This window comes from uncultured Porphyromonas sp., assembly GCF_902489635.1.
GTDB lineage: Bacteria > Bacteroidota > Bacteroidia > Bacteroidales > Porphyromonadaceae > Porphyromonas.
Genome location: NZ_CABUAN010000001.1, coordinates 1 through 18,087, shown reverse-complemented (window position 1 = coordinate 18,087; position 18,087 = coordinate 1). Strand labels below are relative to the sequence as shown.

The window sequence follows — 18,087 nt, the reverse complement described above, 5'->3', positions numbered from 1 at the left end:
TACTTTCGGGAATTGAAGTATGACAACAACTATCAAACAAATCATCAAGCGGGATGGGCTGCAAGAGCCATTTACCCCGTCGAAGATTGAGAACGCCGTTCTCAAAGCCTACATCGCCACAGGTCAGACTGAGTGTCTCCAAGAGGCGAAGACCGTTACCATGGGCGTGCTAGCGCGCATCGACCAGGAGGTCATCTCTGTCGAGGAGGTGCAGGACCTCGTCGAGAGCGAGCTCATGAAGGTGCAGCCTGAGGTGGCTAAGCGCTACATACTCTATCGTGAGTGGCGCAACACGGAGCGTCAGAAGAAGAGCGAGCTCAAGCGCAACCTGGACGGCATCGTGACCATCGACAGTAACGATGTCAACCTGAGCAACGCTAATATGAGTAGTCACACACCCGCTGGGCAGATGATGACCTTTGCCTCGGAGGTCTCTAAGGACTACACCTACCGCTACCTGCTCCCCACGCAGTACGCTGAGGCGCATCGTCGTGGAGATATACATATCCACGACCTCGATTACTACCCCACGAAGACGACAACCTGCATCCAGTACGACCTGGCGGATCTCTATGAGCGAGGCTTCCACACGAAGAATGGTAGCATCCGCACGCCTCAGAGCATACAGAGCTATGCGACGCTGGCGACGATCGTCTTCCAGACGAACCAAAACGAGCAGCACGGAGGGCAGGCGATACCAGCCTTTGACTTCTTCATGGCACCTGGGGTCTACAAGACTTTTCTCAAGCATGTGGCCGACACGACACTCCTATTCCTCCACTGTCAGGGTGCTACAGACCTGCCCACGGTACGAGAGATACGAGAGTTGGCGGGGCAGCATCTGGACAGTATCGTGCCGACCTCGACAGCGGTGACGAATCTGTGCCAAGCTCTGGGCCAGCGGGTCAATAAGGAGATACCTCGCAAAGAGCTGGTCTATCTGATCAACCAAGCACTCGAGCGCACACGTCGTGACACGCATCAAGCGATGGAGGGCTTCATACACAACCTCAACACAATGCACTCACGTGGAGGTAATCAGGTGGTCTTTAGCTCGATCAACTATGGTACCGACACCTCTGCTGAGGGACGTATGGTGATCGAGGAGCTGATGAAAGCAACGACCGAGGGGCTAGGCGTAGGTGGCGAGGTGCCAGTCTTCCCGATACAGATCTTTAAGGTTAAGGAGGGGGTCAACTACTCCGAGGCTGACTTTGACCGTGCGATGAAAGACTTCGACCGTGCCGTGGCTGGGGAGATAGAGTTTGAGACGCCAAACTTTGACCTCTTCCTGAAAGCTTGCGAGACGACGGCGAAGGCGCTTTTCCCGAACTTTGTTTTTCTCGATACGCCCTTCAATCATAGTGATGAGTGGGATGCGGAGGATCCGCTGCGCTACCGACATGAGCTAGCGACGATGGGATGCCGTACGCGTGTCTTCGAGAATATCAATGGCCCTCGCACCTCAATAGGTCGCGGCAATCTCTCCTTTACGACGATCAATCTGCCGCGCCTAGCGATCGAGGCGATGCGCTATGCTAAGGAGCAGATGGGTACGAAGGAGGATCTGGGCAAGATGCGCAGTATAGCTATCAATAAGCTCTACACCTCGATACGTGAGATGGCTCGCCTCGTGGGCGAACAGCTACACACGCGCTACGAATTTCAGGCAACGGCCTTGGCACGTCAGTTCCCCTTTATGATGGGCAATGATGTCTGGAAGGGTGGGGGAGCTCTGCGTCCCAACGATCCTGTCGGTCACGTGATAGACAGTGGCACACTCGGCATCGGCTTCATCGGAGGGCACAACGCTATGTGCGCTATCTACGGTGAGGGGCACGGCACCAACGAGGATGCTTGGCATACGCTCTATCATTGTATCGAGATCATGGGTGAGGTGGCACAGGAGTTTAAGGAGCGTTATCACCTTAACTACTCGGTACTAGCCACTCCAGCCGAGGGGCTCTCAGGTCGCTTCACACGCCTCGATCGTAAGCGTTACGGGATCATCGAGGGGGTCAACGACAGAGCTTACTATGTCAACTCCTTCCACATTGATGTCAAGGAGGAGATACGCATCGCGGACAAGATACGTCTGGAGGCGCCCTTCCACGCACTCACACTGGGAGGACACATCACCTATATAGAGCTCGATGGCGAGGCTAAGAAGAATGTCAAAGCAATTGCCAAGATTGTCAAGCTGATGCAGGACAACCACATTGGCTACGGCTCGATCAATCACCCGATAGATACTTGTCGCGAGTGTCACTACAAGGGGGTCATCTATGCTAAGTGCCCGATATGTGGTGGCGAGGATATACTACGTATGCGTCGCATCACGGGCTACCTGACGGGCGACCTCGCCTCGTGGAACTCTGCCAAGCGTGCCGAGGAGGCTGATCGCGTCAAGCATCACTAGTCAGATTTCTCTCGGATGAACGTCCTCAAGGTCATACCCGAGACCATCCTCGACGGTGATGGGATACGCTGCTCGATCTACTTAGCGGGCTGCTCCCATCACTGCCCAGGGTGTCACAACCCTGAGAGTCACAATCCGCTCGTAGGGACGCCCCTGACGGAGGCTTACCTGCAGCAGATCATCGACGACATCAACGGCAACCCCCTCCTCGACGGCATCACGCTGAGTGGAGGGGACCCGATGTTTAGTCCTGAGGAGCTACTCACGCTGCTCCAGCGGCTCAAGCACGACACGGGGCAAGAGATCTGGTGCTACACGGGCTACACGCTCGAGCAGATAGAGCAAGATCCCACACGCGCCCCGCTACTAGACTACATAGATGTACTCGTTGACGGACGCTTCGTTCAGAGCCTGCACGACCCACAGCTCCCCTTCAGAGGCAGCTCCAATCAGCGCATCATTAGACTACATCCGTCTGCACTGCATCACTCATCGGCGAAGTCTATTTCTTAGCCCCAGAGCTGGCAGAGATAGCTTGTGCGGGACTCGCCACTGGCTCTGTACGCGCAAACCAGAGGTGAGGCATTGTAATCGCTCTGTCAGGGACTACACATGAGCGACAAGCAAGGCATAGCTGAGGTCACTATATATATAATGTGTCAGCCCTGCTCTCTAACCTCCAACCTCTAATCTCCATTTACATATCTTTACGGGGAAATTCGTCCGATCCCCTCCTTTCTCGAATATCCACGTGGAAAATCTCAAATCTCCACGTGGATATTTTTTATTTTCCACGTGGGCGTGAAATAAAACTTCGGAGGAATCAAATGAAACTTCGGAAGAATCAAATGAAACTTCCGAGGAATTTTTTCTTCTCCACGTGGGAATTTCGAAATATCCACGTGGAAATCAGTTTTCCCCGACATGGTGCCGTTTCGATATGTAGTCGGTTCTAAATTATTGTAACAAGCTAGCGTTGGATTTTCAGCTAGGGCAGATGCCACCCCTTGCAGGATTAAAAAGTTTGTCTTACCTTTGCATCCACGAGATGACAAGAAGCTCTGATGCAATCTTGGGATCGTAGTGGATGGATTTGATAAGCTTGCAACCACTTAGAAAAATGCTAAAAACTTACCTCCGCACCACTCTCTAGCAGAGATCGCAGCAGGAGGATCTTTTCTAAGCAAGCATAGAGATATCAAAGCACCCCACGAGCTGATCCGTCAGACTGGTGAGGTGCTTTCTTGTTGTAACCAGAGGCTCTGGCTCGGTCTAGTAGCCTCGACTCAATATATTTACATCAATCAGTATATCAGTAGTATGAATTACTTCTTTACATCCGAGTCGGTGTCTGAAGGACATCCAGATAAAGTGGCAGACCAAATATCCGATGCCATCCTAGACCAGCTGCTAGCTGGCGATCCTAATTCGCGTGTCGCCTGTGAGACGCTCGTCACCACGGGACAGGTGATCGTTTCTGGCGAGGTGCGTAGCAATGCTTATGTAGATCTAGATGCGACCGTGAGACGTGTGGTTGATCGTATCGGGTACAACCAGCCTGAGTATGGCTTTGACGCTCGTAGCTGTGGCATACTGAGTGCTATCCATGATCAGAGTAACGATATCAACCGTGGTGTGGATCGTGCCAACCCTGAGGAGCAGGGAGCTGGTGACCAGGGCATGATGTTTGGCTATGCAACGACCGAGACGGCCAACTATATGCCACTGCCTCTCGACCTCTCTAATGCGCTGCTCTTCGAGCTTGCTGAGATACGCAAGAAGGAGCCGGAGCTGATGCCTTACCTAAGACCTGATGCTAAGAGTCAGGTGACGGTAGAGTATGATGAGGACAACCATCCCGTGCGTATCGATACGATCGTCTTGAGTACGCAGCACGATGAGTTCATCAAGCCTGCTGACGACTCTTACGAGGCGCAGCATGCTGCCGACCTGAAGATGCAGGAGCAAATCACAGAGGACATACGCCGCTACCTGCTCCCGCGTGTGGAGAAGTACTACCCGCAGTACGCTGATCTCTTTGCGGTGCAGGAGTATCGCCTGCTGGTCAATCCTACGGGCAAGTTTGTCATCGGCGGTCCTCACGGAGATACGGGTCTCACAGGTCGTAAGATCATCGTAGACACTTACGGTGGTCGCGCCTCTCATGGTGGTGGCGCCTTCTCGGGCAAGGACTGCTCTAAGGTAGACCGCTCAGGTGCCTATGCAGCACGTCATATAGCCAAAAACATGGTCGCTGCGGGCGTTTGCTCAGAGATGCTGGTACAGCTCTCTTACGCTATCGGTGTGGCAGAGCCTGTGAGCATCTACGTCCACACTTCGGGTAAGAAGATCAATATGAGTGATGGCGAGATAGCGCAGCGCGTCTTGCGGGTCTTTGACCTGAGACCCTATGCTATCGAGCAGCGCTTTGAGCTACGCAAGCCGATCTATGAGGAGACCGCAGCTTATGGTCACTTCGGACGTGATGTGCGTCGGGTCAAGAAGAGCTTCGAGACCTTTCACAGGGGTACCATAGAGATGGAGGTCGAGCTATTCCCCTGGGAGAAGCTGGACTATGTGGAGCGTATCAGACAAGAGTTCGGTCTCTAATCGCAGCTAGGTCGTATGTCTCGTCTCTCTGAGAGTCTCAAGGCTAAGGAGCGTCTCTTGCTACAAAACTATATCAAGGAGCAGGGGTTGAACCGTAGCCGCACTCGCGAAGCTATCTTAGAGTTGATAGGGGAGCAGATGGGGATCTTCTCGTCAGAGGACCTGATCGCACTCGCTAAGGAGCGTGACCTAGCTATCGGAAATACGACAATCTATACTTGCGTAGACCTTTTTCTCAAGATCGGGATCTTGCTACCCCTACCGATGGGGCTAGCTGGCTCATTAGTGCGGCAGTCACTATGTCAAAGCAAGGCGTTACTGCTTTGCCGGCACTGTGGCACCGCGTTGCTCCATCGTAGCACCGCCGCACTAACGGAGCTTCAGACGGTCACGCCACCTCGCTATGGTGACGTTACGCCGCTGCTAATTTACTGGGGTGTATGCCCTCAGTGCTACCGTCTCGGACGACGATAGAGCCACGCGACAAAAAGAGAGGAGATGCCGGTGAAGACATCTCCTCTCATCAAATATCGGGGCGAAGCTTACTGCTTCGTCTAGCTTGACTAGTGGGTGACGACGAGTGTGAGGCGGTAGTTGCGTAGCGGCATGGGGTAGTTGGCAATGACGTCGTAGGCTTGGCTTAGGAGGTTGTTGCACTCAAGCTGCAGACGCAGTCCGTACCCTCGTAGGGTGCGCTCGTAGGCGAGGGCTAGGTCGTTGGTGTACCACGGTTGGAGGTGATTCTCGGGGAAGTTTTCCAGCTGACTGTATCGTTCGCCAGCGTAGATGAAGTTGTAGTTGAGCTGCCACCCTTTGTACTGAACGATTGCCGTGGCGGAGCCGCTATGCCAGGGGATGTAGGGGATCTGGTGGCGGTAGTAACTGTCCTTAGGGCTTGTGATGTCGATAGCTCTCTGGTAGGTGTACTGAGCCCGCAGAGATAGCTGCAGGTCACGGACAGGCACGAGGCTCCAGGTGCACTGCGCATCGATGCCACGTATGTCTACCTTGCCGAGGTTGATCATGGTCCAGCGGAACTGCTGCCCCTTAGGGTAGGCGATGATCTTGTTGGTCACGAGGTTGTAGTAGGCATCTACCTTGAAGTCTAGGGCGTAGAGCCACGGTCTCTGCGGTGTGAGCTGGTACTGTAACCCCAGGTTGTACTGGGTCGTGTGCTCTGGGTCGAGCTTGATATTGCCTATCTCGGTGTAGTATAGATCGTTGAAGGTGGGTAAACGGAAGCTTTGCTTGTAAAAGGCGTTGAACCGTAGGTCTACGGTTTGCCACGGCTTGATCGAAAGGATCGCTGCGGGTGTGAGCTTGCGAAAGAGGGGAGCCTTGGTGAGCTTTTTTGCTTTGTCCTGAGCTAGCGTGCCGAGGAGGCTGGCCTGTGCATTGATCCAGTCGTTGGTATAGGTCGAGGCGAGAGCGAGCAGGTGTGTGAAGCGGTGTGGGTAGACGAAGTCGTAGAGGTTGGCATCGAGCTTGTTCCACTGTAGGTCATAGGCGGCGGAGAGGTACCAGTGGTCAATCAATTGGAAGGCTGAGGCGACCGAGCCGTATAGCTCTTGCTGCTGGTAGAGGTTGTCTACCTTGAAGGCTGCTGTCGCCTCGTTGCGCACGAAGTGGGTCTGATAATAGGCATACTTGGCGATGGCATGTAGTCGTATGCGGTCGCTGAGCTGCTGCTCGTAGGTGGTCTGGACGAAGCTGTTGTTGTCCCAGAGACGCTCACCACGACGCCACACATTATTGACGATAGCACCTGGTATGCCTCGCTCGCTGTTGTAGTTGTAGAGCTTGACGAGCATCTGTCCGTCGGGGAGCCCGATATGGAGATTGCCCTCTAGTCGTGTGGCGTTGATGTCTCCGTTGTGCCGGACGGCTGTGGTGTCGTAAGCTATCTCGTAGGTGAGAGGCAGGACCTTCTTGTACCTAAACTTATACTTGCCGCTACTCTTGATCCACTCCGCATTGAAGGACATGGTAACCCTGGGCTCTAGTCGGTGCTCGATCAGTATGGCGGGATTGAAGAGGTCGAAGGAGCCAGTCCTGAGGCTCGCTCTCAGATTGGTCTGTGCACCATCGGTAAAGATCGGCTTGCGTGTCTGCAGGTAGACGGTACCGCTAGAGCCAAAGTCTTTGGCAGGCTGTAGGTAGCTGCCTTTCTGCCCATTGAAGACCTGTATCGCCTCCATATTGTCGAGGGAGTACTGGCCGAGGTCTATCTGCCCATTCTGCGCATTGCTCAGCTCCACACCATCGTAAAAGATCCCAACGTGGTGGGTACCCATGCTGCGGATGTTGACCGTCTTGAGTCCACCGACCCCGCCGAAATCCTTGACCTGAACGCCTGAGAAGGAGCGGAGTGCATCTGCTATGGAGAAGGCACTGAGCGCCTTGAGCTCTTGCCCTGAGAGTTGCTGTGCGGGTATGACTCCTCGCTTGTAGTCTGGCTCACGGGGAGCGCGGACGACAACTGTCTCCAGATGGTGCGTGGATACGCTGTCTGGAGAGGTGTATTGCTGCCCATACATATAAGGAGTGGCAGCGCAGAGGAGGATGAGTGAGAAGATGAGAGTAGTCATCGAGATAGAAACCTGTATATAAAAAGGGTAGGGGCGAACTCCCTAAGAGTCCGCCCCTACGTAGCTGTCTAACGGACAGATATGGGCACTTATCGTGTGCCTCGTTGCTGTCTAGTTATTGCTTTACGAATGCAATGTGAGCGGGTAGCATACCGGTGCGTCCAGTCTGCCACTTGAGCTTGCCATCGGGTGTGTAGCAGTATAGCGTACCACTAGAGACAAAGTCCTTGGCATCCGTGATGTAAATGTCGCCTGAAGCGGGGTGGATGGCGAGACCGTATGCTGTCTGAATGTTTGCATCCGTACCATCTGTGATAAAGCTCTCGGTGAGAGGCTTTGCAGCGTTGATGTCAACCAGACCGAAGCCTGTCTTCATCTTCTGAGTCTCATTGTCCCAGATGCTGCTGTAGTAGTAGAGCTTGTCCCCATAGAAGGCCATCTCAGCACAAGGTATATTGAGCGAGTCGAGCTTCGCAACCTTTTGCGTAGTTGGATCGATGTCTATGTAGTAGAGGTTGGAGGGTACGTTGCCGTAGTTACCACGCGAGGTGACCCATAGTCTACCATTGTGGTCCATTCTGAGGCGGTGGAGGTTCATACCAACCTCGATCTTATCTACCTCGGTGAAGCTCTTGAGGTCGATGACCGATACGGTGCGCTCATAGTTAGGCTTCATATAGCCACCAGAGTTAGCGACGTATAGTCTTTCGCCCTTGATAACCATCTCCTCAGGCTGATAGCCTATGACGACCTGCCCCGTGATAGCTAGTGTGTTGAGATTGACACGATAGACGGCTCCACGGACTTGCCCCTGAGCGTCTCGTGTCTCTGAGGTGCTGACGTAGCTAGAGACGTAAGCATTGTCGCCCTTGAAGCAGATGTAGCGACAGTTAGGAATGTTTACCTGACCGATGCGCTTACCACTCTGAGCGTTGAGCACCTCTACCTTGTTAGAGCTGTTGATGACGGCGTAGAGTCTAGAGCCGTATACCTGTAGATCATTGCCCGTATCGCCAAGCTCCTTGACGACGTTGGGGTTGACTGAGGCGTAGATGTTTCGTGTGTAGGTGCCGTTGACGAGGTTCATGTAGTCCAGCGAACTGTTGTTTGCCTGGAAGTTGCCCTCATTAAGTAGGTAGAAGCCTACGACGCCTCCACTGACTTGCTGACTATTAGCTATCTCCTCCGAGTCGGCAGGAACGATAGCATCAGGCTCTTGACAAGAGCTGAAGAGTCCTAGACTGAGGATGCAGAGTAGGAGTAAGTTGCGATATAAGTGTTTCATAATATGAATGGTTTGATTGACTTTGTTGCAAAGATAGTGAAAGGAATCGGTTTAGACGCTTTGTGGGGAGGTGCCTACAGCTAGAGGCTCCCTGCGAGCGAGCAGACGAGGTGCATAGCATCTGCAAAGGGCGGTAGGAAAAGGTCTCTCTGCTGCCAGAAGTCTGCGTACTGCTTACCATGATCCTGATGCGTGAGTGGCGTGTCGCTGACGATGCGTAGGCTGACGAGTGGCGTCTGGTATAGATAAGCTGTCTGAGCGATGGCAGCACTCTCCATATCGACCGCAACGAGGTCGGGGTACTGCTGCGCGAAGGCTCTTAGATGCTCGGCGTCGGGTATGAAAGTGTCACCACAGAGGAGCAACCCCTCGTGAAGCGGTATGCTTAGTTGCTTTGCTACAGCCGCAATGGCTGCGGCATCTGCGGAGAACTGAGCTGGCATGCCTTGTACTTGTCCACGCTCATTGCCCTCACCGCACCAGACGTCGTGGTAGCGGTAAGCCGTCGAGAGACAAAGGTCGCCGACTTGTGCCCCTGCGTAAAGTCCTCCCGATACGCCTACGTTGATTAAGAGCTGGGGCTGATAGTGCTCGATGGCTCGCTGTGTGGCAAGCGCTGCGTGCACCTTGCCAATGCCTGTCTCAATGAGGTGAAAGGTCCACTCTGTGGCACGCTCCTCTAGTCGTAAGGTGTAGCGATAGACGGCAAAAGGAGCCTTTTCGACCAAAGTGCGCTCCAGTAGCTCGACAGCGGGTGCTAGAGTTTGTAGAGCGGATTGTATCGCCATGTGCTCTTTGCCCATAGCGCATAGCAAGACAATGGAGGGGGACATACTTGCTAGAGCTCCGGCTCAGAACTTGATGATCTTGGGCTGATTAACTGATTGGGTGGTAGGCTCTGTACCTTCCTTCGTAGGATCGACGTTGGGTAGCTCCTCTACGTCTGCGCCAGGCATCCGAGTAGGTGTGGAGCGCTGGGCAACCTTTGACGTATCAAGCGTCTGAGACATAGCAGGTGTCTGGTTGCCGTACTTGTACTTGGCACGTCGCTCCTCGACCTCTGAGTAGCTGTGGTTCTTAGCAGGCTCCTCATCGAGGTAGTCTATCAGGTCGTCACGATCTAGCTCATCGTCAGTCAGCACGATAGGCACAAAGGTAGGCAGAGAGCTGCGTGGCTCCAGGTCAAACTCGGAGTAGTACTGGTTGAGCAGCTTGTTTTGCTCCTTCTCGATCTCCGTCTGGCGCACATAGTCCTCTACATCCATAGCGGTCATAGGCATGTGCGCTTCCTTTTGGAAGCCTGATGCGATGATGACCACCATCACCTTGTTGCCCAGCTCTTCATTGAAGGCGTGTCCCGACTTATTGTTCTGCAGATTGCGGATGGAGGAGGTGAGCTTCTTGATCTCGTCCATCTCGTCTGTCGTCAGCGCGTCGGACGGATCGTAGAAGATAGCCAGCTGAAGCCTTGTCGCCGTGGTGATGTCGTCATTGTTGAGTAGCGGTGAGCGCAGAGCGGAGTCGATAGCCTTGCTCACACGGTCTACACCCTCGCCATAACCGATGCTGATATGTGCGATGCCTCCGTCCTTGAGCGTGGTGCGTACGTCGGCAAAGTCTTGGTTCATCTCCATCTCGTTGGTGATAACCATCGTAATGGCTCGTACCGCATTGGCAAGGATCTCATTTGCCTTGTTGAGAGACTCGTTCCAGGGTAGCTCACCGTAGACTTGGTTGATGTTTTCGTTGGCAATGATGACCAGCGAGTCTACCTCTTGTCGCATACGCTCGGCACCTTGTGCCGCTTTGATCATACGCTGTCTCTCCTCACGGACGAAAGGCATGAAGATAAAGCCGACGGTGAGCAGTCCCATATCCCGCGCTATCTTCGCAATGACAGGTGCAGCTCCAGTACCCGTACCGCCTCCCATACCAGCGCAGATGAAGACCATCTGTGTCTCGTTGTCGTCCAGGAGGGAGTGGATGAGCTCTCGATCTTCTAAGGCGGCCTCTTCGCCGACCTCGATCTTGCTTCCGGCACCTAGTCCCTGGGTTAGCTTCTGCCCGATGACGGCTACATCTTTTAGTCCGCTCTTGGCGAGGTCTTGCTCATCAGTGTTGAGGAGCAGATAGGATACGCCCTGGAGTCCAGAAGCGTGAATGTGCTTGACGGCATTGCCTCCAGCACCACCTACGCCGATCACCTTGATGAGCTTTCTCTGAGCGACCGCTTTATTGTATTTGAAGTTGACGAGCTTGTCTGCGTTATCCATTTGTCGAAAGAGGTAAGAGGTTAGATAAATTGAAGGTAAGCGGGGAGGACTAGTCGATGTCGTCGTTGGTCAGTACGTCCTTGATCTTGGAGAACCAGTTGAAGGACTTCTTGCGCTTGACACTCTTGGGCTCCCGCTTTACAGTCTTATGCGGCTGGTCGACATCGGGCAGGTCAAAGAGCGATGCCTGAGCCTGCTGCTGGGTGTGCTGTTCAGGCTCCTCTTGAGGTGTGGCGGTACTGGTCGTCTCTTCGGGAGCCTCCTGGGGCGTATCGGCTTGTACAGCTGCAGGCTGAGGCTGTGTGGTAGCCTTGCTTGACGGAGAGACCGTCGTCTGAGGCGTGTCGATAGCTCCGACGCAGTTGACCTCAGCGCGATAGATGAGTCCCGCGCAGCCGGCGTAGTCCACATCGCTAGAGAGGGGTGTGTTGTCCTTGTACACCTTATCGTTGAACTCTCGCGCTAGTGAGACGAACTTGCTCTCGCCCTGTAGGTAGTTTATGAAGCCTCTCATGAGTGCGCCTTGCCCAGCTAGGACAATGCCAGAACCCAGTCTAGCACCCGCCTCAAAGTCACGAATGACTCGAAGCACATTGGCGGTGATCTCCTTCATACGGGCTGTCACGAGGCTGTTGATGTCTCGCATCTTGATCTCTCGCTCGCGAGTACCGTCTGGAGAGCTGAGCGTGATAGACTCATCATCATAAGCATCGGTAAAGGGGTGTGCTTCCTCCAGCTTGATCTTCTCTGCTTCGGGGTAAGTGATGTGGAGAGACATCAAGTCGTTGGTTATGTTTTTCGAACCAAAGGGGATGACCCGTAAGCACTTCAGCGTGTCGTTTTTGTAGATAGCGACAGAGGAAGTGCCCGCACCAATGTTGACTAGTGCTACGCCGAGCGTCTTAGCATCGGGATAGAGGAGTACGTCCGCCTCGCAGCATGGAGAGGGGAGTATAGCCTCTAGCTCGAGTCCTAGACGGTCCTCGATAGCCATACGGATGAAGTTGACATTGCTAGAGCGAGTTGTGATGAGGTTGAAGTGGATCGAAAACTCCGTGCAGAGCAGTCCCTTGATATTTCTCTCCACACGTCCGTCTACGAGACAGTAAGGGTCCGACACATCCAGCACCTCGTGAGCGTTGAGTCGGTAGTTCTTGACTCGCTTATTGATGAGGTTGATATGGTAGTCGCTGATCTCCTCACCGTCGGGGTTGTCCATCTTATGATTGATCTTGTAGGATCGTGACATAAGAGACTTACCGCCGAAGCCGACGTAGACCTTTTTGATCTCTGTGTGCTGATCCGGGAGCTGCTCGTTGAGACGATCTATCAGTACCTTGAGCTTGTTGTGTAGCTCCTCCATATTGTTGACGACCCCCTTGCGGATTGCGTTGCTTGTGGGCACCTCGGCTATGGCGATAGGGAGGACTTTGCCATCCTTCTTGGTACCTACCATACCCCGTATGGTAGCACTACCTAAGTCTATGGCAGTGTAGAGATCTTCGTTGTATAACATTAGAGTGCGTTGAGAGTATACGATTATGTGTTAAGCCAGATTCGAGAGGCTCTATCAAGGTCTTTGTAAAGCTCCCTCCTCTGACGGGACGGTTACTATTTGGTCTTTGTACTCCAAATGTACAGAAATAAAGCTATTCCAGCCAAATATGGGGATCACCTGCTCGACGAAGAGTCTGAGATTATCCAGTTTCTCCTCCCAGTTGGGGCTAGTCCCCAGGATGATCTCCGTATTGCTAGCTCGTGGCGTGGCGATGACCCCTCGGAGGGGATCTACATAGATATGTATGAATAGATCTCGCCAGAGCGGATCAGCAAGGATCAGCTGCATCAACGGGTAAAGCTCGTGCGCCGCTTGATCTACAGAGATGCTGCCACTGACCGGTAGGAAGGTCGTGTAGTAGTCCTCGCTACGCTCTATCGGCACCACCGTCTGATCCTTGCAGACGAAGTAGTTGCCCTGTGGCGTGAGCAACGTAAAGAGAGGCTCGCGCTGGAGCATAGATACGTGCAGCACGCCCCCAGGAGTGGTGTAGAGGTCTATGTGACTAAAGAGCCCGTTGCGTATCAGCTGCGACTCGATAGCCATCGTAGAGAGTGAGTCTACCGACTGACCTATGGGACGAAAGCCTAGCGCCTTCAGTTCGCTCACGAGATCTCGCTCAGGCATCAAGGGGTGCTCACCCTCGTACTTAATATCCGCCTTCACATCGGAGATACGTACTGGTGCCGTCTGTGGTGACGAGACCGCCAGGTAGCAGAGTAGTCCCACGAGGAGCAGAGCGAGAGAGAGGTATAGGTAGCGCATGCCTTATTATTATAGTGTAGCTAGATAATCTCTGATCGGGAGGACCAACTTGTCAATGTCTCCCGCACCGACCGTGACCACCACGCGTGGCAGCTCTATCTGTCGCAGTAGGGGGAGTAGCTCCTCCTTGGTACATAGCCAGCGGTGTGGCGCTGTCAACTCCTTATATATAAGCTCAGAAGTGACGCCAGGCATAGGCTCCTCACGGGCTGGGTAAATGTCTAGCACGATCACCTGATCCACGTGCGAGAGGCTCTCGGCAAAGTCCTTATAGAAGTCTGCCGTACGCGAGTAGAGGTGTGGCTGAAAGATAGCCAGCACATCTTCCGAGCCGTAGATCTCCTTGATCGAGCGAATGGAGCTGTCTAGCTCTACGGGGTGATGCGCATAGTCATCGATGAGTAGGTGTCGATCCGTCTGCAGTACCAGCTCGAAGCGCCGCTTGGTGCCTCGAAAGCTCTCCACACCTCGTACGATGTCAGCCGGAGCAACTCCATTGAGGTAAGCGATGGTCATAGCTGCCGTAGCATTCTCCAGATTGGTACGTACAGGCACCCCTAGACGCACTTGCTCTAGATGAAGCCCCGCCTCTGGGTAGTGCCAGTCGAAGCGGATTGTCCCATCTCCGACGGTCACATGATCGTAGTAAGCATCCGCCGTAGAGGCACTGCCATAGGTCAATGTGCGCACCCTCTCGGCTAGATGTGGCTTGATCGGAAGCCCTTCCTTCATCAGCAGCGTGCCACCAGGCTCTAGCTGACTGCAAAACTGCTCAAAGCCTGCGAGGTACCCCTCATAGTCTCCGTAGATGTCTAGGTGATCCGCATCGGTCGAGGTCACGACAGCCATATAGGGGTTCAGATGCAGGAACGAGCGGTCATACTCGTCCGCCTCTACCACCAGCAGATCGGAGTGGTTGGAGTAGATAAAGTTAGAGCCTGTATCCACAGCCAGTCCACCGATGAATGCGGTACAGCCCACCTCCTTGGCACCATCTAGGATATGCGCTAGCATATTGGTCGTAGTGGTCTTACCATGCGAACCGGCAACGGCCAGTGTACGATAGCTCTCGGCTATGACACCCAGTGCCTCAGCACGCTTCAAGACGCGGAAGTGATGACTACGCAGATAGCACAGCTCAGGGTGGTCGTGCGGTATAGCAGGCGTGTAGATGACTAGGGTATTGTCAGGCGTCATCGGAGCTGTCTCCAGCCACGTCGCGTCGCTATCGTAGTGTATAGCGATGCCTAGCTGCTCCAGCTCGTCCGTGTACATATTGTGAGAGCGGTCGTAGCCCGACACGTTGCACCCCTTGAGATGATAGTAACGTGCTAGAGCACTCATGCCAGCACCGCCGATACCTATAAGATAAACGTAACTCATGCGTTAGAGAAAGGTCTTTGCAAAGTAATATAAGAGGCTACCACAGCTGCTCCATCTGATCCACGATGCGCTCCACCGCTTGCGGTGTAGCTAGATCACGGAGCGCAGCTTTCATATCATCCCTTCGTGTCTCGTCTTTGAGTAGCTCCGTGATGGTGAGCCCCATCTGACCTACCGCTTCGCTGTCGGGGAGAAGGATCGCAGCACCTCGAGTAGAGAGTGCACGCGCATTTTTCGTCTGATGATCCTCAGCCACATTGGGCGAGGGGATCAGTATAGCAGGAAGCTCCGAGAGACAAAGTTCCGAGACACTCAGCGCGCCCGCACGAGACACCGCCACATCGGCCAGGCGGTAAGCTAGATCCATACGCTCTACGTATGCCGAGACATAAGCCCGCTTACTAATATCGTACTCCTTGATAAGCTCCTGTGCCTCATGCTCGTAGCTCCGTCCCGTCTGCCAGATCAACTGATAGCCTAGCTTGCTCCACTCAGGTAGCGCAGCCACGACCGACTCATTGATCGTCCTAGCCCCGAGACTACCGCCCATGACTAGGATCGTACGCGAGAGTGAAGAGGGGAGTGCAAAGTACGCACACGCCTCCTCACGGGTCGTATGATTGTACTCGATAGCGTGACGTACGGGGTTGCCCGTTAGGATGATCCGATCACTCGGGAAGAAGCGCTCCATGCCTGGATAAGCGACGCAGATACACTTCGCATCACGAGCTAGGAGCTTATTGGTCACACCGGCATAGCTGTTTTGCTCTTGCAAGAGGGTAGGGATGCCGCTACGCTGTGCCTCCTTGAGCGTGGGGGCACTCGCATAGCCACCCACACCGACCGCTAGATCGGGGTGAAACTCTGTCAAAGTCTTGCGAACCATTAGGCGGCTCTTGATGAGAGAGCGCAGCACCTTAAAGTTGCGCCAGAGACGCTTACGATCCATCCCCATGACGGGCAGTCCCACGATCTCATAACCAGCTGCGGGGACACGCTCCATCTCCATACGCCCCAGTGCACCCACGAAGAGTATCTGACTCCCGGGGTAGCGTCGACGTACCTCGTCGGCAATAGCTAGGGCGGGGTTGATGTGTCCACCTGTACCGCCTCCACTGATGATCACTCTAGGTTTGTTTGGCTCTTGCATAGCACGATGAGATCGATAAAGTCTACTGAAATAAAATGGTCTGTCGCAGTCGGCTCTACATAGCCCGACTGCAATCGCTTACAAATGTACGAAAAAGCACACAACTGCCCAGCTTGGCGGTTGGCGGTTAGCTGTTAGCGGTTGGCTTTTGGCTGGCTAATGACCAAAAGCCAAAGGCTATCTCTTGTCACCTGCGTGAGGTGTGGATACGAAAAAAGCCCCCACGAGCGATTCACGCTGTGAGGGCTTGCAGTCGGCTTGCGACCTGTCAAAGTAAAGCAAGCACTGACATTATCGTAGTCGTACGGCTCGGAGCTCTTCTGCTAGCTGGTGTATGGCACTCTCGACCTCTTGCAGGCGGTGCTTGGGAACTTTTTGCCCCGCTCTCCATTGTCGTAATGTCTCGTTGGAGATGCTTGTGCGCTTGATAAACTGAGATGCGTTTAAATCCTTGAATAGGGAGAAGAGTGCTGACACGTCATAGATATACTCGACCTCAGCTTCTCGGAGAGCCTGCGCTATATCGTTGTCGCCCGTCTCTTCGTATGATAGCGCTGTCGTCTCAATGGCTTCTCGGAAGCTTGCCTGCGCTTCAGCTACTGTCGCCCCATCTGATGCAATGGCGGAATCAAATGCGGTGGCATAGATAGCAAAGCCTTTGCTCTTTGTTCCCTCGATGTGTGCGGTTATTGTATTCATATCGGCTTGTTTTTACTAGGTGTTTTCTTTACTAGGAGTGTCGGGGCGATCTACTTACCGCCCTTTGCTTGCTTTAGGATTGCTTTCTCTGTACCTGCGGGCACTTCCTTAGATCCGTGCCTTGGCATTGTGATGCGTCCTCTTATAGTCGGGTGGGCGTACGCATCGTGCGACCCGCCACGCTTGAGCTTGTACCAGCCCAATGCTTTAATCTGTCTTACTAATTCGCTGTACTTCATCCTTGCTTTACTTTGACAATACAAAGGTATAACAAACTTGTGATATACGCAAGTTTGTCGGGGAGTTATTTTTGTCACTTTGATGTCGGCTGTGACGTGGCTCGGGATAACGACGCAGGGGGCGGAGGTCATACCCAGCTCGACCATAGCTCGGAGGCGCATATTGCCCCCGATGACGATGTACTTGTCCCCGTGCGGATAGACGAGGATGCCACGGAGCTGGAGCATCTCGGGATTGTCCAGTATGCTCCGCTTGAGCTTGGCTAGCTTGTCGGGCTGTATGTTGCGGGGGGTGGCTGGTAGCCCGTCAATCTGCTCTTTGTTCGCCTCGAGCTGTACTATGGGTAGCTCGGTGTAGTGCGGTGCGTTGTTGTCGTTCATGGTGTTGTTGTATTTGTTAGTTTGTATCTTTGGTGTCAAAGTATTGAGTTATGACTAGAGACGAATTGATTAAGCTGTGCCGATACTACAAAGGCGAAGATGAGAATCCGTTTGACGGAGGCTCTATTGATGCTCTTTGGTGGAGCGGGGAGAAGATGCTAGCTGACAATGTATCTCGAGATGAGCGTTTCTTCCAAAGGATGAAAGACTCATTGGAAGAGGGACTGGCGGCTGGGGACTGCGATGGAGTGCTTATTGACAGCTCCATCCCGATTGAAAAGCGAGTAATCATATTCTATTTAGACCTTTGGCACGGGAAACACTTTCCATACGATGGTTTTGACGTAATCGATCAATACTAGAGAGTTATAAAAATGCATCCCTGCAAATGTGCTTTTCGTAAGATTTACGGAATTGGGGGACTAGACACTTCTCACTTCTAAAACATATAATCTCACCACGTAACTAAACATAAAACCCATTCTGAAATCAACAAAGATATCGCAAAGGAGTCTCAAGGATTAGCCCATATATTGCTTTTTCATGGACTAGAACACAACGACAAACGAGGAATAGATGTGCTGAGCACTCCGATATTTGCGAGGATTCGGATCTCACCTGAGAAAATCTCCAATAGCTACGTAGCAAACAAAAAATCCCCACGGAGAGGAGAAACAAAACTTCGGAAGAATGAAATGAAACTTCGGAAGAATGAAATCATAAGTCCGAAGAATTTT

The 18,087-nt window shown here is 53.2% G+C and carries 15 protein-coding genes; 5 read left to right on the top strand and 10 right to left on the bottom strand.

All coding sequences use genetic code 11. The features are described from left to right. Nucleotides 1–19 precede the first annotated feature (19 nt). From RDM37_RS00075 to RDM37_RS00060, 4 genes are all read left to right on the top strand, one after another. Entirely contained in the window at nt 20–2,419 is a 2,400-nt protein-coding gene (locus RDM37_RS00075; protein WP_308554080.1) for an anaerobic ribonucleoside triphosphate reductase, read from the top strand. A 15-nt stretch (nt 2,420–2,434) separates the two neighbouring features. Continuing rightward, nucleotides 2,435–2,932, top strand: a complete 498-nt coding sequence (gene nrdG / locus RDM37_RS00070; protein WP_308554078.1) for an anaerobic ribonucleoside-triphosphate reductase activating protein — start codon at nt 2,435–2,437, stop codon at nt 2,930–2,932. A gap of 807 nt (nt 2,933–3,739) precedes the next feature. Then, on the top strand, nt 3,740–5,029 hold the full coding sequence (metK, locus tag RDM37_RS00065) for a methionine adenosyltransferase (RefSeq protein ID WP_308554076.1): 1,290 nt from the start codon (nt 3,740–3,742) through the stop codon (nt 5,027–5,029). 15 nt (nt 5,030–5,044) lie between these two features. Beyond that, nucleotides 5,045–5,503 (top strand): transcriptional repressor, encoded by a 459-nt coding sequence (locus RDM37_RS00060; protein ID WP_308554074.1) that lies wholly within the window; start codon nt 5,045–5,047, stop codon nt 5,501–5,503. 89 nt (nt 5,504–5,592) lie between these two features. On the opposite strand, the gene RDM37_RS00055 is transcribed toward RDM37_RS00060, so the two are convergent. From RDM37_RS00055 to RDM37_RS00010, 10 genes are all read right to left on the bottom strand, one after another. Continuing rightward, nucleotides 5,593–7,617, bottom strand: coding sequence for a TonB-dependent receptor plug domain-containing protein (locus RDM37_RS00055; RefSeq protein WP_308554072.1), 2,025 nt, complete (start codon nt 7,615–7,617; stop codon nt 5,593–5,595). 115 nt (nt 7,618–7,732) lie between these two features. Continuing rightward, on the bottom strand, nt 7,733–8,902 hold the full coding sequence (locus RDM37_RS00050; RefSeq protein ID WP_308554070.1) for a DUF5074 domain-containing protein: 1,170 nt from the start codon (nt 8,900–8,902) through the stop codon (nt 7,733–7,735). A gap of 80 nt (nt 8,903–8,982) precedes the next feature. Continuing rightward, on the bottom strand, nt 8,983–9,735 hold the full coding sequence (mtnN, locus tag RDM37_RS00045; RefSeq protein ID WP_308554068.1) for a 5'-methylthioadenosine/S-adenosylhomocysteine nucleosidase: 753 nt from the start codon (nt 9,733–9,735) through the stop codon (nt 8,983–8,985). Nucleotides 9,736–9,753: 18 nt separating this feature from the next. Beyond that, nucleotides 9,754–11,175 (bottom strand): cell division protein FtsZ, encoded by a 1,422-nt coding sequence (locus RDM37_RS00040; RefSeq protein WP_308554066.1) that lies wholly within the window; start codon nt 11,173–11,175, stop codon nt 9,754–9,756. A gap of 49 nt (nt 11,176–11,224) precedes the next feature. Then, complete coding sequence (locus RDM37_RS00035) at nt 11,225–12,691, bottom strand: cell division FtsA domain-containing protein (protein ID WP_308554065.1); 1,467 nt, start codon at nt 12,689–12,691, stop codon at nt 11,225–11,227. Nucleotides 12,692–12,745: 54 nt separating this feature from the next. Beyond that, complete coding sequence (locus RDM37_RS00030) at nt 12,746–13,498, bottom strand: cell division protein FtsQ (protein WP_308554063.1); 753 nt, start codon at nt 13,496–13,498, stop codon at nt 12,746–12,748. A 9-nt stretch (nt 13,499–13,507) separates the two neighbouring features. Continuing rightward, entirely contained in the window at nt 13,508–14,881 is a 1,374-nt protein-coding gene (murC, locus tag RDM37_RS00025) for a UDP-N-acetylmuramate--L-alanine ligase (RefSeq protein WP_308554061.1), read from the bottom strand. A 37-nt stretch (nt 14,882–14,918) separates the two neighbouring features. Further along, nucleotides 14,919–16,031, bottom strand: coding sequence for an undecaprenyldiphospho-muramoylpentapeptide beta-N-acetylglucosaminyltransferase (gene murG / locus RDM37_RS00020; protein ID WP_308554059.1), 1,113 nt, complete (start codon nt 16,029–16,031; stop codon nt 14,919–14,921). A 291-nt stretch (nt 16,032–16,322) separates the two neighbouring features. Continuing rightward, complete coding sequence (locus tag RDM37_RS00015) at nt 16,323–16,730, bottom strand: hypothetical protein (protein WP_299369703.1); 408 nt, start codon at nt 16,728–16,730, stop codon at nt 16,323–16,325. Nucleotides 16,731–16,780: 50 nt separating this feature from the next. Then, nucleotides 16,781–17,350, bottom strand: a complete 570-nt coding sequence (locus tag RDM37_RS00010; protein ID WP_308554057.1) for a type II toxin-antitoxin system HicA family toxin — start codon at nt 17,348–17,350, stop codon at nt 16,781–16,783. A gap of 50 nt (nt 17,351–17,400) precedes the next feature. Between RDM37_RS00010 and RDM37_RS00005 the strand changes: the two genes are divergently transcribed. Next, nucleotides 17,401–17,712 (top strand): hypothetical protein, encoded by a 312-nt coding sequence (locus RDM37_RS00005; protein WP_308554056.1) that lies wholly within the window; start codon nt 17,401–17,403, stop codon nt 17,710–17,712. Nucleotides 17,713–18,087: the final 375 nt, after the last annotated feature.

What these genes read in the sequence shown, in the direction of transcription:
- RDM37_RS00075 (WP_308554080.1), top strand. Translation starts at nt 20, where the DNA reads ATGACAACAACTATCAAACAAATCATCAAGCGGGATGGGCTGCAAGAG.
- nrdG (WP_308554078.1), top strand. Translation starts at nt 2,435, where the DNA reads ATGAACGTCCTCAAGGTCATACCCGAGACCATCCTCGACGGTGATGGG.
- metK (WP_308554076.1), top strand. Translation starts at nt 3,740, where the DNA reads ATGAATTACTTCTTTACATCCGAGTCGGTGTCTGAAGGACATCCAGAT.
- RDM37_RS00060 (WP_308554074.1), top strand. Translation starts at nt 5,045, where the DNA reads ATGTCTCGTCTCTCTGAGAGTCTCAAGGCTAAGGAGCGTCTCTTGCTA.
- RDM37_RS00055 (WP_308554072.1), bottom strand. Translation starts at nt 7,617, where the DNA reads ATGACTACTCTCATCTTCTCACTCATCCTCCTCTGCGCTGCCACTCCT.
- RDM37_RS00050 (WP_308554070.1), bottom strand. Translation starts at nt 8,902, where the DNA reads ATGAAACACTTATATCGCAACTTACTCCTACTCTGCATCCTCAGTCTA.
- mtnN (WP_308554068.1), bottom strand. Translation starts at nt 9,735, where the DNA reads ATGTCCCCCTCCATTGTCTTGCTATGCGCTATGGGCAAAGAGCACATG.
- RDM37_RS00040 (WP_308554066.1), bottom strand. Translation starts at nt 11,175, where the DNA reads ATGGATAACGCAGACAAGCTCGTCAACTTCAAATACAATAAAGCGGTC.
- RDM37_RS00035 (WP_308554065.1), bottom strand. Translation starts at nt 12,691, where the DNA reads ATGTTATACAACGAAGATCTCTACACTGCCATAGACTTAGGTAGTGCT.
- RDM37_RS00030 (WP_308554063.1), bottom strand. Translation starts at nt 13,498, where the DNA reads ATGCGCTACCTATACCTCTCTCTCGCTCTGCTCCTCGTGGGACTACTC.
- murC (WP_308554061.1), bottom strand. Translation starts at nt 14,881, where the DNA reads ATGAGTTACGTTTATCTTATAGGTATCGGCGGTGCTGGCATGAGTGCT.
- murG (WP_308554059.1), bottom strand. Translation starts at nt 16,031, where the DNA reads ATGCAAGAGCCAAACAAACCTAGAGTGATCATCAGTGGAGGCGGTACA.
- RDM37_RS00015 (WP_299369703.1), bottom strand. Translation starts at nt 16,730, where the DNA reads ATGAATACAATAACCGCACACATCGAGGGAACAAAGAGCAAAGGCTTT.
- RDM37_RS00010 (WP_308554057.1), bottom strand. Translation starts at nt 17,350, where the DNA reads ATGAACGACAACAACGCACCGCACTACACCGAGCTACCCATAGTACAG.
- RDM37_RS00005 (WP_308554056.1), top strand. Translation starts at nt 17,401, where the DNA reads ATGACTAGAGACGAATTGATTAAGCTGTGCCGATACTACAAAGGCGAA.